9 protein-coding genes and 1 pseudogene are annotated in these 15,097 nt (G+C 41.4%); 8 read left to right on the top strand and 2 right to left on the bottom strand.

From position 1 onward, the window contains the following. Position 1 precedes the first annotated feature (1 nt). From BLS33_RS19250 to BLS33_RS19220, 8 genes are all read left to right on the top strand, one after another. On the top strand, positions 2 to 2,779 hold the full coding sequence (locus BLS33_RS19250; protein ID WP_218129615.1) for a hypothetical protein: 2,778 nt from the start codon (positions 2 to 4) through the stop codon (positions 2,777 to 2,779). Positions 2,780 to 2,790: 11 nt separating this feature from the next. Next, entirely contained in the window at positions 2,791 to 3,708 is a 918-nt protein-coding gene (locus BLS33_RS19245) for a putative glycoside hydrolase (RefSeq protein ID WP_218129614.1), read from the top strand. Then, positions 3,705 to 3,953, top strand: coding sequence for a putative glycoside hydrolase (locus BLS33_RS25330; protein WP_218129613.1), 249 nt, complete (start codon positions 3,705 to 3,707; stop codon positions 3,951 to 3,953). The genes BLS33_RS19245 and BLS33_RS25330 overlap by 4 nt, the downstream gene beginning before the upstream one ends. Positions 3,954 to 4,135: 182 nt before the next feature. After that, entirely contained in the window at positions 4,136 to 6,373 is a 2,238-nt protein-coding gene (locus BLS33_RS19240) for a DUF7133 domain-containing protein (protein WP_143017652.1), read from the top strand. Between the two features lie 164 nt (positions 6,374 to 6,537). Continuing rightward, positions 6,538 to 8,190: a glycoside hydrolase family 172 protein gene (locus BLS33_RS19235; protein ID WP_218129612.1), complete on the top strand. Its 1,653-nt coding sequence runs from the start codon at positions 6,538 to 6,540 to the stop codon at positions 8,188 to 8,190. A 199-nt stretch (positions 8,191 to 8,389) separates the two neighbouring features. After that, positions 8,390 to 9,121 carry a DUF6250 domain-containing protein gene (locus tag BLS33_RS19230; protein WP_143017651.1) on the top strand — a complete coding sequence of 244 codons (732 nt, stop codon included), beginning with the start codon at positions 8,390 to 8,392 and terminating at the stop codon, positions 9,119 to 9,121. Positions 9,122 to 9,133: 12 nt separating this feature from the next. Further along, positions 9,134 to 10,606 carry a sulfatase family protein gene (locus BLS33_RS19225; protein WP_089893563.1) on the top strand — a complete coding sequence of 491 codons (1,473 nt, stop codon included), beginning with the start codon at positions 9,134 to 9,136 and terminating at the stop codon, positions 10,604 to 10,606. Positions 10,607 to 10,632: 26 nt separating this feature from the next. Beyond that, complete coding sequence (locus BLS33_RS19220) at positions 10,633 to 13,449, top strand: right-handed parallel beta-helix repeat-containing protein (protein WP_176801455.1); 2,817 nt, start codon at positions 10,633 to 10,635, stop codon at positions 13,447 to 13,449. A 22-nt stretch (positions 13,450 to 13,471) separates the two neighbouring features. Here the strand turns inward: BLS33_RS19220 and BLS33_RS19215 are convergent, their stop codons facing one another. Both BLS33_RS19215 and BLS33_RS25215 read right to left on the bottom strand, forming a co-directional pair. Next, positions 13,472 to 14,722: an NRAMP family divalent metal transporter gene (locus BLS33_RS19215; RefSeq protein WP_089893556.1), complete on the bottom strand. Its 1,251-nt coding sequence runs from the start codon at positions 14,720 to 14,722 to the stop codon at positions 13,472 to 13,474. A gap of 222 nt (positions 14,723 to 14,944) precedes the next feature. After that, positions 14,945 to 15,097: pseudogene (locus tag BLS33_RS25215) on the bottom strand (sugar kinase); the annotation flags it as partial.

Genomic DNA, 15,097 nt, shown 5'->3' with positions numbered 1-15,097 from the left:
TATGATTACAACACTTTACAAATCGAATAAAACTATTTTTAAACCTTATGCCCTTGTATTGGTTTTATGTGTTTTAGGCACCATCGTAAGGGCGCAAACATTTGATAAAATCCCGCTGCCAACCAATTTAGAGCAAGGATATCCCCGCTTATACATTACCCAATCAGAAAAGAAATCCCTTGAAAAAACAATTAAAAAAGAAGTGTGGGCAAAAGAAGTGCTACAGGGCATTCACGAACGTATCGATGTGCATGTGGAACGCCATGAAACCGACCCCGAATGGATGGTTTCAAGATTGATGATGTACTGGAAAACAAAAGCTACGAACGTATACATCAACGGCATCAATTATTCGCATGCCGATGGCGAAGCCCCGGTCCCAACGGTCCGTTTTACTGGCTCACGCGATTATACCACCAATTATGCCATGCCGGAATTGGAAGACATTGAACCTTACATGGACGATGAACGGGGCCTGTACCTTCGTAACAAAACCAAGGAGGGAGAGCCTTTGGAATGGGTCGAGCAGTCCAAAACCGGGGGGCTTATCCACAGGCACAATCAAAAAATGATGGGGTTGGCCCGCGATGCCGCATTTCTGTATTGGCTTGAAGAAGACGACCGCTTCGCCCAATTTGCCTTCGACCTTTTCGATTCGTACATGATGGGTATGTACTACCGTAACGAGCCGATCGACCTGATGAACGGGCATATACAGACCTTGGTGGGGCTCGAATGTTTTCAGGTCATTCACGAAAACACCTTGGTATATGCGTCGGAACTCTATGATTTTCTACATCACTACATTGAAGGAAACCATCCCGATAAAATTGAAAAGTATGACACAACCATAAAAAAATGGATCAACCAAATCATAAAAAACGGTGTGCCACAGAACAACTGGAACCTGCATCAGGCAAAAATCATATTGAAGGCCGCCATGGTCTTGCAAAACGATGATACGTATGCGGATAAAAAAGGGCGTCAATACTACATTGATTACATTCTCAACGTTACCTCCCCTCGCCAATGGTCGCTGACAAAGTTCATGGACTATGGCTATGATCCGGCCAACGGGGTTTGGGCCGAGTGCCCCGGGTATTCGTTCGGGGTAACGAGCGATTTGACCCACTTTGTCAATGATTTCGACAACACCTTCGACCACAATATATTGCCTTATATGCCAATCATGCAGAAAGCCGTAAAAGTTCTTCCGCAGTATCTGTTCCCCAACGGTCAGACCGTCGCTTTCGGTGATAGCAATTACGAATCGCTAAAAATTGGGGCGATAGGCGATATGATCCGTACGGCACAAAAAAATGGAGATGCCGCATTGGAAAAAGAGTTTACCGCACTATATCGTTTGCTCACCCATGGCCCCGAACTATCGAATCCCAACAGAAAGCCCAGAGCTGATATCGGTTCGTTTTTTGCAAGCAAGCCTTTGGTGCTGAATCCGAAGTACTCTAAAGGAAATTTAAGCGATTACATAACCCAAACCTTCTACGCCCCGAATGTGAGTTGGCATGTGCAACGCATGGGACAAGGTAAAGATGGCATGATGGTATCGTTGAACGCATCTTTGGGAAACCATATGCATGCCAATGGAATCAACATGGAGCTATACGGTAAGGGATTTGTGCAAGGTGCCGACCCGGGAAAGGGGTCAGGCTATTTACAACCGATCTATTTAGAGTATTATTCGCAGTTTCCGGCACATAACACGGTGATGGTTGACGGAGCTTCTTCTTACACCGAAATGTTGAGTTACCACGCTTTCGATTTAATGGGACAATATCCAAAATCGGAACAGAAGGAAGGCTATTATCCAGACATTACCTATTCCGATGTTTATTTTTTGGAACCAGAGACCCGAAGCGACCAAAAGCGTTTGGTGAGTATTGTAAAAACAGGTAAAGAAACGGGGTATTACATTGATATTTTCCGTTCTAAGAAGCAGCGTCAAGGCGATAAATTCCACGATTATTTTTACCACAACCTCGGTCAAACCATGAATTTTATGGATGCCAATGGAACTCCTTTAAATCTAGCTCCAAGCGAGGAAATGGGATTTGCAGGAGGTCATCTGTACGCTTTCGATTATATGTGGGATAAAAAATCTGTAAAGCTGGAAGATGACTATCAAGCGGAATGGAAAATAGATATGCCGGAAGGGGAAGATGACGTATTTATGAGTTTATGGATGAAAGGAGCCAAAGGCCGTGAGGTATTTTCCATTAAATCGCCACCCAACAAAGCTTTTAGAGCAAACCACGGCTTGCCCTACGAAGTTGACAAGGTACCTTATTTAACTCTGGCGGCAAGACAACATGGGGCGGCTTGGGAGCAGCCATTCGTTTCGGTTTATGAACCTTTTACATCTGGTGAAGGAAAAAGCATCGTGAAAATTTCAAGTTTTGAAGATGAAAGCGGAAACAAAGAATTTGTAGGGCTACACATTACCCATAAATCAGGTCGGCAAGATCTTGTTTTTTCATTGGCCAATTCTAATAAAGTCAATTACAAAGAGCTATCGACCGATGCCACTTATACGTTGATCGCCAATGAAGAGAATGGGGACTGGGTAATTTTTGTGGGTAACGGAACAGAAGTTATAGCCAAAGGGTATACTATTTCGGCATCCGAAGTCGGTAATATCGTTTTGGAATTCAAACAACAGGAACTACTATTGAATAACGAAGTACCCGTGACAATCAGACACAATAACTCAGAAAAGGAATTTAGTGCCGGTGCACTGCGTAAAATTGTATTGGAATAAATTTAGAATGTATGAAAATAATAGTGCCTTTTCGGATTTCGTCCATTAAAACACTAAGTAGTGTATGTAGTCTAATCTCCGTTAGCTTGTTTTCGTACGCACAACAAAAATCGTCGCTAGAGATTAGTGACGGTTCCAGTTTTGAATCGAAAGCCTATTTTCCAGAATTTACTTGGGATACGACCCCGATGTACTATCATTTTGGTGATATTGACCGCGTATTAGAATCTGAAGAGGTTAAATTCATTGCAGATAGAACCGGTTTTATCTGTATCGAAAAATCACATGCGTACAACCGGCTCGGTGACCAAGTATTGGGCACAAAACATGAAGTGGAGGCGTTTCATAAAATAAAGCCGGAAACCAAAGTATTGTTCTACTATAATTCATACGTGGCGTGGCCTTTTCCCCGGTTCAATAAAAATCTGACCCCTGATGGCATTGCTAAAAATAAAGAATTGGCGAAATTTTTGGCCGTTGATCCAGAGACTGGGAAACTATTGGAAAAAACCAATGGACCTGCATTTTCGTACTATTTGGATGCTTTAAATCCTGAATTTCGCAAATGGTGGGTGGCATCGGCCGTTGAAGGCGTTAAAATTTCTGGGGCCGACGGTGTTTTTATCGACCGTATGAATGTAGATGATAATGCAGGTTATCCGAAAGAAGACTTGGCTGCAATCGCAAAAGCCAAAGGTGAAATGATGGCCGCCCTTAAAACAAAAATGGGACCGGATAAAATATTGGTCGGTAACAATGGTGCCCGTACTAAAGATGTTTTCCCTTACTGTGATGCTTTTATGTTCGAGCATTACAATGCTACGGTTACCAATAAAGAAAATCTACTCGAAGAATGGGGTGATATGGTTCGGGTGGCCAATGCGGGAAAAATTTCAATCTATCGATTCGGTGCCAAAGGAAAAGAATGAAACTTTATAACGTAGGCTTCACAAAAACAGATGGAATAGAACAAAGGTCTAAAGATCAATTGGAATATTACCATGCTTGTTTCCTTATCGGGGCTCAACCTTATTCGTATTTTCTATGGAATTGGGGTTGTAATTTGAAAGATGGCAACCTAGTGAATTATCCTGCCAAACAAAAACCACTTGGGAGCCCCAAAGGAGTCCTTAAATGTGAAAAACAGATGGATGGATATTTACAGGGAATTTGAGCTTACGAGCGTATGGGGCAATACCGAGACAACGAAGGCTAAAATTACGTGGCATTAAGACATTACAGGAAGGCATTTTTACTGTTTTGAATCAGTTCAATGGATAATACATATAAAATTTCTATTATTGTTTTCCGAGAATGATTCCATCGATGGAAAAGATAAATTCATAAGAACCAAAAATGAACATAACGATGCCTTATTTTAAAAAATTATTCCTGATTTTGGCCGTCGCCCTACTGTCATGCTGCCAAGAAAAAGAATACTCGGAAAAAATATATGAAAAACCAGAGATTATAAAAGATGCAGCCTCCGATTTTCTTTCCCCGGAAGAAAGTATGAAAACTTTCTACCTTCCTGAAGGGTATAAAGTAGAGTTGGTGGCGAGCGAACCCATGATCGACGAGCCTGCCACAATTGCCTGGGATGGAGATGGCCGCATGTATGTGGCAGAAATGAATACTTACATGCAAGACGTAAACGGTTCTGGAACAAATAGGCCTATTAGTAAAATAAAATTATTGGAAGATACTGATGGTGATGGTAAAATGGATAAAAGCACGGTATTTATTGATAGCCTTTTGTTACCCCGTATGATATTGCCTTTGGAAAATGAACTTATCGTAAATGAAACATATTCTTATGACCTGTGGAGCTATAAGGATACCGATAATGATGGTGTAGCTGATAAGAAAGAGCGCGTATATTATAATCCTAATCGTCGAGGGGGTAATTTGGAACACCAACAAAGTGGGTTGCTTTGGAATTTGGATAATTGGGTATATACAACCTATAACCCAGTGCGATTTAAATTTAAAGGTGGAGAAGTTTTGGTTGATTCCCTCGACATCATGCCTCGTGGTCAATGGGGACTGACGCAAGATGATATGGGGGTCATGTATTATTCAACTGCGGGTGGCGAAAATCCGGCTTATGGCTTTCAACAGCCTGCAGTTTATGGAGATTATTCACCGCCCGAAAGGTTGTCGCCCGACTTTGTACAGCCGTGGCCAATTGTGGGCACACCAGATGTACAGGGGGGTACGAAAAGACTTCGGGAAGATAACACCCTAAACTATTTTACAGGTGTCGCGGGCCAAGAAATATTTCGGGGTCATAAGTTGCCGCCATCCACCTATGGCGACCTATTTATACCAGAACCCGTTGGCAGACTTATTAGACGTGCCAAAGTAAAAATTGAAGAGGGTAAAAAAGTGCTTTATAATGCCTATGACAAAACCGAGTTCATGGCATCGACCGATCTTAATTTTAGACCTGTGCAGGCTAAAACAGGTCCAGATGGGGCGTTGTACATTGTAGATATGTATCGTGGAATAATCCAAGAAAGCAATTGGACAAAAGAAGGCAGTTTTCTCCGCCCCGTGATCATTCGAAAAAAATTGGATAAAAATATTGGAAAAGGGAGGATTTATAGAATCGTTCATGAGGATATAAAACCTGATAAAAAACCAGAACTTTTAAATAAAAAAGCATCCGACTTAATACAGTTTCTAGGCCATCCTAATGGCTGGTATCGTAATACGGCACAAAAACTTATAATTTTAAAGGATGATGCTTCCGTAATTCCCGAATTAAAAAAGATTGCTCAAAACAATACTTCAATTTTTGATGGAATATTCAATCCCGCTAAAGATTTTGGAATAGAAAGAGTCCATGCGCTATGGACCTTGGAAGGACTTGGAATTGTAGATAGAAATCTAATTATTGATAAATTATCGGATGAAGATCCCCGAGTAAGATCAACAGCCATACGATTAAGCGAAAATTTCTTAAAATCAGGTGATACCGATATTATTGACAACCTAGAAAAGTTAGTTAACGACAAAGATTTGGAGGTGGTAAATCAGCTTGCACTTAGTTTAAGATTCAGTAAAGACAAACAGGCTACTGATGTGCTAAATAAAATTGGGAACAAGTATGCCGATAATGAAATAGTGTTGCATGCTATTACAGAAAGTCTTAAAAAAGATGATTTAGAACTGGCAAATTTAAAAGAAAGAATTTCTGCTAGAGATGCCGATAGTAAAAAAAGTGTTTTAAGGGGATATGACTCCTATAAGCAGCTATGTGCTACCTGTCATGGTCCCGATTTAAAAGGATTGCCTACTGCAGATAATTCTCTTATTGCTCCTTCACTAATAGGGAGTCCGCGTGTGACCGGTGATAAAGAAAAACTGAGCAAAATACTGTTGAATGGTCTAATTGGGCCAATTGATGGAAAGGATTATGGTATAATGATGCCTTTAAAAAGCAATGGCGACCAATGGATTGCAGACGTCCTTAGCTACATTAGAGCAATGAACGATGAAGGAGGTGTTCATAAAAGGTTCGTTGCCAATGCTAGAAAGCAGACTGCCGATAGAGAAGAATATTGGACGTTGGCGGAATTAGAAAAGTAAATGATTTCTACGAATCATGGGGTAGATTTTTTTTGGTATTTAAAACAATCCTCTTTTTACCTAAGGGCGTTTGAACAAAATTCAACGCTAGAGTCCGCCATCAGTAACAATTAGTTGCCAAATAACCGGTCTTTATTTATATGTTAGGGGAAACTTTTATGAAAATGAAATTAACAAAATCAATTCTAGGCCTTGCGGTAATGGCATTTGCTTCTATTGCTTTTGCTCAAGATGAGGATAAAGTTTCTATCGAATCGCTATTAAACGAGATGGTAAATCGTGATGCTGTGGCACGTTTTCCCAGCACTGATTTTAGGTTAAAACAGGAAAGTAGCTATAACAGGGCCTCTAAAACCCCTGCCGACACCGTTGGTTGGTTTACGAATAGGGATTTTAACACCAATGAAAAAGATCGCAACTTTATTAGGATAGAAGAAAAAAACGGACAAAAAGAATGGGTGTTGATGGATCATACGGGCCCAGGCGCCATTGTACGTACGTGGATGCCGTTTTTAAGTGCGGATAAACCCAATACCGACATACAAATCAGAATTTATTTAGACGGAAACCCTAAACCGGCCTTAGAAGGAAATATGTTGGGCCTGCTTGATGGCTCAGGGCTGATTCCATATCCATTGGCGCATCAATCGTTACGATCTGCGGTATCCTTTTTTCCGATACCCTATGCTAAAAGTTGCAAAATTACCACAGATGCCAGACCGTTTTTTTATCAGTTTACCTATAGGGCCTATGACGAGGACACAGCTATAAAAACCTTTACAAAAACTGATTTTGGCAAAACGATGCCCTTGACCCAAAGGGTAGGTGAACTGTTATTACACCCAAAAAATCGGCACGAAGGCAAACAAATTTCATTCAATGGAGAGTTAGGGGCTAAAGAGGAGAAATCTATAACACTACCTTCTGGAAATGCTGCGGTCAGGGAACTAAGCTTACAATTGGCCGATTACAAAAATCCCGAGGTAACCCGTTCGGTCGTTTTAAAAATGGAATTTGATGGCATGCAAACGGTTTGGACGCCAATTGGTGATTTTTTCGGCAGTGGTATCGGTTTAAATCCGTTTCAAGGGTGGTACAGAACGGTAAGTGAAGATGGAACAATGACTTGCAGATGGACAATGCCTTATCAAAAATCCGGTAAAATATCCGTGGTCAATTTAGGTGAAACAGCCATAAATATCGATTTAAAGGCTACCGTTGGAAGCTGGAAGTGGGATAGTGAAAGCATGTACTTTAATGCAGCTTGGAGAGGGCAATACCCCGTGACGACTAGACCGTTTTTGGATTGGAATTACGTAACCCTTAAAGGGCGTGGCGTATATGTGGGCGATGCCCTAACGATTATGAATCCCGTAGAAAGATGGTGGGGCGAAGGGGATGAAAAAATATGGGTCGACGGAGAGGATTTTCCATCCATTTTTGGAACCGGAACCGAAGATTATTATGCCTATTCCTGGGGAGGTAGAAGCACCGATTTCTATGAACATCCCTTTCATGCCCAACCGAAAAGCTTTGTCTACAACAAACTGAATCGGAAAATAAGTAAAGAAAAAAACACCTTGGGCTACAGTACAGAAACAAGGTCCCGCGCTTTGGATGTTATGCCGTTTAGTAGCGCTTTACAACTAGATATGGAGGTTTGGAGCTGGACAGATTGTGAAATGGGCTACGGTGTAGGGGTATATTGGTATGGTGATAAACAAACAACATCAAACAGGTTTCCAGATGAAAAAGAAGTTTTAAATATACCGCCCTTACCAAAAGGGTATACAGATTGTATAAAGGTCAAAGATTAAAAAATATGCTGATGTTTAATAGGCCATTATGTAGTAGCTTGTTTTTTATCGAAAGGACATCACTAACGAGTTGTCTTAAAATTAGAATAGATTTGCCGCTCATTTTTTAACTTACGGCTTTACGTTTTTTGGCACCCCTTATGAAATTTGAGAATGATCTTTTGTAGTAGGCCTATTTATAAACCGATAATTTGAACAGATGAAATGTAAAGTGCTACTGACCTTAATGCTTGTATCCCTTTCGATAGCAGCATTCGCACAAGAAGTAAGCGAACGTATCAATGATACGCTAACGGTAAAAAAAACCATGGTGTATTTTGATTCTTTTGAGGTCGGATTGCAAAATTGGGTAGTCGAGCAGATGCCGGGAGGTACGGTAGAACCAAGAAACGGAAAATTGGAAATTACTGATGTTTCAGGGTGTACCATTTGGCTAAAAAAGAAGTTGGAAGGGCCAATTATGATAACCTATGATGCCTATGTAATCGATGAAAAAGGTCCTCAGGATCGCGTATCCGATTTGAATTGCTTTTGGATGGCCAAGGATATCGAGTATCCTGATAACATTTTTGCAAACTCCGAAGAACGGGGCGGCAAATTTTCAAACTACGATAGTTTGCAACTCTATTATATGGGTGTAGGCGGGCATAATAATTCAAAGACTCGTTTTCGGCGATATGTAGGCGATGGTAATAGACCCTTGCTGCCCGAACATGACCTTTCGGAACGAAAGTTTCTGATAAAACCGAATAAGGTCACAGAAATCAAGATTATAGCGTTCGATGGTATCATTCAATATTATCGCGATGGGAAACTCATTGTCGATTTTTATGACGCCCATCCCTACAAATCAGGACATTTTGGGTTCAGAACGGTCAATAATCATATGACCCTCGATAATTTCAGGGTCTACAAACTAGTATCGGAATAAAAAACTACATGTATGAATTTTAGTATAAAGCGCTTCATATTGCCACTATTTTTGATGATTATTCTTATTTCCTGTAAGAATGGAGAGGAGAAAATCGTAGAGAAGAAACGACCCAATTTTTTGTTCGTATTGGTAGACGACCAATCACCTTTTGATTTACAGACCTATGATCCAGCATCAATATTGGAGACACCGACTATTTCAAAACTTGCCAACGAAGGCATGGTCTTCGAAAGTGCAAGAAATATGGGTTCTTGGCTGGGGGCCGTTTGTACTCCGTCGCGGCATATGATTATGAGCGGACGCACTCTTTGGCACCTTCCTTCGAGAGGTGATTTCAAAAATCCAAATGAACCAGTGAAATTAGAACAACAAACCATGGGAGCTGTTTTCAACCGTGCGGGGTATAAAACTATGCGGACCTGCAAAAGGGGCAATTCGTACCCCGCGGCAAACGAGCAATTCACGGTAGTACATGATGCCACCAAGAGAGGCGGTACAGAAGAAACCGGTAGTGCTTGGCACGCCAAACAAGTAATGAGTTATTTAAATGATCGTGAAAGTGCAACGGAGACTGACCCGTTTCTGATTTACTTTGGCTTTTCGCATCCACATGATACCCGCGACGGCACTCCTGAACTTTTGGCAAAATATGGGGCAATCAATCATACCGATACCCTTAACCTTCCTCCGAGCAATGCGAACCAACCACCATTACAGGATAATTATTTAGAGGCTCATCCTTTTTTTCATGGGCATCCCTTACTAAGGGACGAAGAACGGGTGAGTGGCGTATGGAAAAATAGAGATGAACAAACCGTTCGCAATGAATTGGGGCGCGAATATGCCTGTTCGGAGAATATTGATATTCAATTGGGCAAGGTCCTTAAAAAATTAGAGGAAATGGGCGAGTTGGATAATACCTACGTTATCTATACTTCTGACCATGGTATGTCGATAGGGCGACACGGGCTAATGGGGAAACAAAACCTGTACGAGCATACGTGGCGCGTACCTTTTATCGTAAAAGGCCCTGGTATTGAGGCGGGTAAAAGGGTGAAAGGAAATATTTATCTGCTCGATGTTTTACCGACACTTTGCGATTTGGCGGGTATTGATATTCCAAAGACAGTAGAGGGTACAAGCTTTAAACCTGTGTTAAATGGACAAAAGGAAACCGTTAGAGAGGTGATGTACGGGGTGTATTCGGGAGGTACAAAACCAGGAATGAGAACTGTAAAAAAAGGCGATTGGAAATTAATCAAATATGATGTAATGAACGGAGCTGTACATGAAACACAATTGTTTAATTTGGCAGAGAACCCCAATGAGTACCTAAAAGAACATCATAAGGAAGGTGAAATGGAAACGAATCTTGCTGATAATCCGAAATATGCAGAAAAGCTTGCCGAAATGGAAACCTTGCTTTTAGAGCAAATGGAACTTCACGGCGACCCATACCGACTTTGGAATCAAGCAAAATAAAAAACTCAAATCAAATTGGTATGCATATGAAAAGGATGGCTAAAATGTGCTTATTCATTATCCTGCTATATTCTGTGCAGATATACGGATCCCAAGATATATTTGTATCGGAAAAGGGCAATGACCAAAATAAAGGCTCCAAATCGGCACCTTTTGCCACCTTCGGACGTGCGGTAGAAGAGCTGAACAAGTTTGCGGGCAAAGAACCGGTAATTGTTTGGTTCGAGTCAGGCACCTACTACTTGGAGGAAACGATTGTTTTGGGGCCAGAATTATCGGGTACCGCAGAGAACCCCGTTGTTTTTTCCGGTGAACCTGGTGCTGAGGTTATTATTAAAGGATCACGTCTTTTGAAGGGATTACAGTGGCAACCCTACAAAAATGGAATTTACGTAACGAGTCTTCCGTCGGGTATGGCCTTTGATCAGTTGTTTGTAAACGGTCAACGGCAGGTGCGTTCCCGCTTTCCCGATTTTGATTATGAAAACCCTTTGCGTGACGGAAAAGGTTATTTACAAGTGGCAGATGGTACCGATCGCCGGTATGATAAATGGATTACGCTGAAGTCCGAAGATTTTGAAAACAAGAACTGGAAAAACCCCAGTACTGGTATCGTTCATGCTTTTCAAAGTCACAATTGGGGCAATATGCAATACCGTATAAAGCATGTCGAAAAAAGTGAAAACAAAATAGTTCTGGGAGAAGGCGGGTGGCAATTGCAACGGGCATTCGGTATTGGCGGAAAAGGGAAAAACGCCTCTTGGTTTTTTATTGAAAATATTTTTGAGGAACTGACAGTGCCCGGTGAGTGGTTTTTTGATACGGAGAAAGAATTACTTTATTACTATCCCGAAGAAGGTATTGATTTAAGCAATGCGGTGCTTGAAGTTCCCGTGCTTGAAGATTTGATCCAGATAAAAGGAAACAGTAAAAAACCGGTCAAACACATCACCATAACGGGACTTGACTTTTCCCAGAGCAACACCACGTTTATGGAGGATTATGAACCGCTCGATCGCGGAGATTGGGCGATTCATCGGGGAGGCGCCATTTTTTTGGAAGGTGCCGAAAATTGTATCGTTACCGATTGCAATTTCGAATACTTGGGAGGCAATGGAATTTTTATGAGCAACTACAATCGTAATAATACGGTTAGAGGTTGTCGGTTTTACCATATTGGGGAAAGCGCTGTATGCCTGGTCGGTTCTCCCGAAGCCGTACGTTTTTATCAAACCTGGGACGATAAGGAAATAAACGGAAAAGATTGGAACGAAATGAGAAAAGGTATGGATCTGGAACCAGGTCCTAAGTCGCCCGATTATCCTAAAAATTGTACGGTAGAAAATAATATTATGCATGATTTTGGAGACTACGGCAAACAGGTGGCCGGGGTGTACATTTCCATGAGTCATAAAATCAGCGTATCGCATAATACCATTTATGATTGCCCAAGAGCAGGTATCTGTATCAATGATGGTACGTGGGGCGGCCATATTATCGAGCATAACGATATTTGGGAAACGGTGCGCGAAACGGGCGAGCATGGTCCGTTTAATTCTTGGGGCCGAGAACGTCAGTGGTTAGGGGCAGGGGGGAGCGCCGATACTGATTTTATAAAGGAATATGTAAAGTTGGATGCCATTGACCCCGTAATCGTTAGAAATAATCGTATCGCCAACTATAGAAAATCGATAAGTGCGGGAAACTGGACAATTGATTTGGACGATGGCTCTAGTTTCTATGAAATATATAATAACCTGAATTTAGGCTCTACTATAAAGTTACGAGATGGCATGTTCCGTAAAGTGTTCAACAATATTAGTGTCAGTGCAGTACCTCTCGGTTGGCATGTATGGCCCCGGGCTTCGGAAGATGAGGTCTATAAGAATATTTTTGTTATTTCTGGAAGTGTACCGGGTAAAGAAGCACCTACCGATATCTTCATACGGCCCATAAGATTACCGGAAAATACGAAGTGGAGTAATCACTATGACCATAATCTATATTGGAATGTAAACTTCCCTAATACAAGCCAGATTCTAAAAGAAAAGAATTTTGCACAATGGAAGGCCGAAGGTTATGATCAGAATTCCAAAATTGTCAAGCCGATGTTTGTAGACCCCGAACATGGTGATTATACAGTCGCGGAGAACTCCCCCGCATTGCAATTGGGATTTAAAAATTTTCCGATGGATAAATTCGGTCATCAAATGACAAAGGCAGTTCCTTTTGGTGGTGAATTCGAAAAAGAAATAACCGTTAAGCTTATTGCCGACAACAGAATCGAGAAATCGGGAAGTATCCGTTACACGACTGATGGTTCAGAACCTACGAAAGCATCCCCTTTATATACTCAACCCTTAAAATTCAACCGATCCATCCATTTGAAATTTTGTTCTTTTGACGAACAGGGCCATGCTGTAGGGTTTGTGAATTCAACAGATTATAAGAAGGTCGATAAACTAATTCATCCAAGTTGGTTGGGCACGCTTCTTTCCGGCAATTACAAAGGCCCAAAAACAGCAGTAGTAGATAATACTGAGCGTTCCATTGAAATTTATGGAGCTACTATGATTAATATAGCTGATGATCCAGATTTGATAGATGCCTCCGGAGGGTATAATTCTGGATGTTTCATAAAGTCTCTTGGTGCAGATTCCGATAAGATTTGGAAAAAGTCAGGACTTATGAGCGGCTGGGTAATTCAGGGAGTGAACGGTGAAAACGTTAGCAATATCAATGATTTGAAGCGATTGTTCGAAAAGTACCGTGGCAAGACGGTAAAATTGACTGCTGTTCGCAATTACAACGAAAGAACTTTCAGGTTGTCATTGACTGATTAAAAGTAGAACTTCTTTTTTCGTACTATATCAAATCTAAGAATCCATTTAATGCTACGTAGAGCATATAGCAATTGAAAATAAGGGTCGCGCCCAGCGCAATGTTCATTCCTGTCTTGATTTTGTGTTCCTTCATAATGGCGTCCCTATTTAGCAAAATCAATAAGAAAAGCGTAATCAAGGGCATTATAAAAGGGCTAAGGGCTTGGGAAGCAATTAGTATCCAAACCGGTTTACCACCCACAAGCGGGACTATTAATCCAGTTAGGGCTACAATGACGACGATGAGTTTGTACAGGGGTTTTTTCATGTCGCGCTTGGTTCCGGTGTAGTCTGCGATTAGCCAAGGAAACAATAGCAGATTGGGAAATATAGAAGATAAACCTGCGGCTATGATTCCGAGTGTAAACAGGGTAAGGGCAAAATCTCCCGCCCAAGGTCCCAATGCGTGCATCATATCGGTAGCGTCATCTACCTGTATATCGTTGAAATAGAGGGTGCTTGTTGCACTGATCATAATGGCCAGACTTATTAAAAATGTCATGACCATAGAAGACATGGCATCTTTATTCTCAGTCTTTAAGTCGTTCAATCCCCAGCCTTCTTCCTGTACCAAAATGCTTCTAGACGCTAAACATACCCCGGCCATAGTTGTGCCCACAACCCCCGCAATTACAAGTCCTGTACTTTCTCCTCCTTCTATTTTAGGAAAGAATTCAAGAATAGATGTACCTGCTTCCTGAACGACCATGATACTCGTGATGATGAATGCTAAGGCCATAAAAGCCACCATGATGCTCATAATTTTGATGAAATTTTCGTGCTTTCCGGTCCAAAAAAGCCCTACTAACAAAAGAATAAGTACACTGGCGATAATCGGACCGTTTAAAAACGATACCGAGGTATTGACCGAAATCCATTCCATGGCAACTTCGGCCACTACTCCCATAACCCCAATGCAGGAAGAAACTATAGAAATAACTAGTGCTGTAATTATAAAAATGGTCAAAGGTTTTCCAAAAGCCTTTCTAAAATTATACATCAGGGTTTCCCCCGAAACAATGGTTAGTTTACTGATAGCAACAATAAGGAAGTAGGTGAAAAAACAGGAAAGTAACAGCGCCCATGAAAGGCTCAATCCATAATTGGCACCAGAAATAACCATGGAAGTTACACTCCCGGTACCCACTACATACCCAATTATAAAAAACGCCGGGCCATAATTTTTCAGTACCCTTTTTAATCTGTTCGAAAGCGTTGATGTAAGTGGGGCCATATTATAATGCTTTATACCTGCAACGGGTCATTATCTTAATCTATTACAACCACTATACAGCGTTTAAGTTTGTTATTATAAGGCTTGCTGGGTGCGCTCACTCGGCAATCGTTGCTATGGTCATGCTAATTAATTTTACTAGGAATGAAAAATATCCCAAAATTCTGGGTTTACCTAACTGTACTCATTTATTTTTTCTGATGCCAACTACGACGGAGCTCAGAAATTAATGCCCAAGCGGTCGCCGCCGAATATGATGTTGTCGGTACCTACGCCCCTTTTGCGCATTTCCATAAGGGCACAGTCGCCGATATCGTTCTTGGGCAAACGGGTCACGAAATCAACGGGAACCCCGTAGTTGGCCAAGGAAACGGC

Origin of the sequence: Kriegella aquimaris (assembly GCF_900103215.1) — a bacterium.
Lineage (GTDB): Bacteria > Bacteroidota > Bacteroidia > Flavobacteriales > Flavobacteriaceae > Kriegella > Kriegella aquimaris.
Note: the sequence above shows the minus strand (reverse complement) of the source record. Positions and strands in the feature narration are given on the sequence as shown.

Excerpts from the sequence above, each read along its gene's own strand:
- BLS33_RS19240 (WP_143017652.1), top strand. The coding sequence starts at position 4,136 with ATGAACATAACGATGCCTTATTTTAAAAAATTATTCCTGATTTTGGCC.
- BLS33_RS19245 (WP_218129614.1), top strand. The coding sequence starts at position 2,791 with ATGAAAATAATAGTGCCTTTTCGGATTTCGTCCATTAAAACACTAAGT.
- BLS33_RS19220 (WP_176801455.1), top strand. The coding sequence starts at position 10,633 with ATGAAAAGGATGGCTAAAATGTGCTTATTCATTATCCTGCTATATTCT.
- BLS33_RS19215 (WP_089893556.1), bottom strand. The coding sequence starts at position 14,722 with ATGGCCCCACTTACATCAACGCTTTCGAACAGATTAAAAAGGGTACTG.
- BLS33_RS19225 (WP_089893563.1), top strand. The coding sequence starts at position 9,134 with ATGAATTTTAGTATAAAGCGCTTCATATTGCCACTATTTTTGATGATT.
- BLS33_RS19250 (WP_218129615.1), top strand. The coding sequence starts at position 2 with ATGATTACAACACTTTACAAATCGAATAAAACTATTTTTAAACCTTAT.
- BLS33_RS19230 (WP_143017651.1), top strand. The coding sequence starts at position 8,390 with ATGAAATGTAAAGTGCTACTGACCTTAATGCTTGTATCCCTTTCGATA.
- BLS33_RS25330 (WP_218129613.1), top strand. The coding sequence starts at position 3,705 with ATGAAACTTTATAACGTAGGCTTCACAAAAACAGATGGAATAGAACAA.
- BLS33_RS19235 (WP_218129612.1), top strand. The coding sequence starts at position 6,538 with ATGAAATTAACAAAATCAATTCTAGGCCTTGCGGTAATGGCATTTGCT.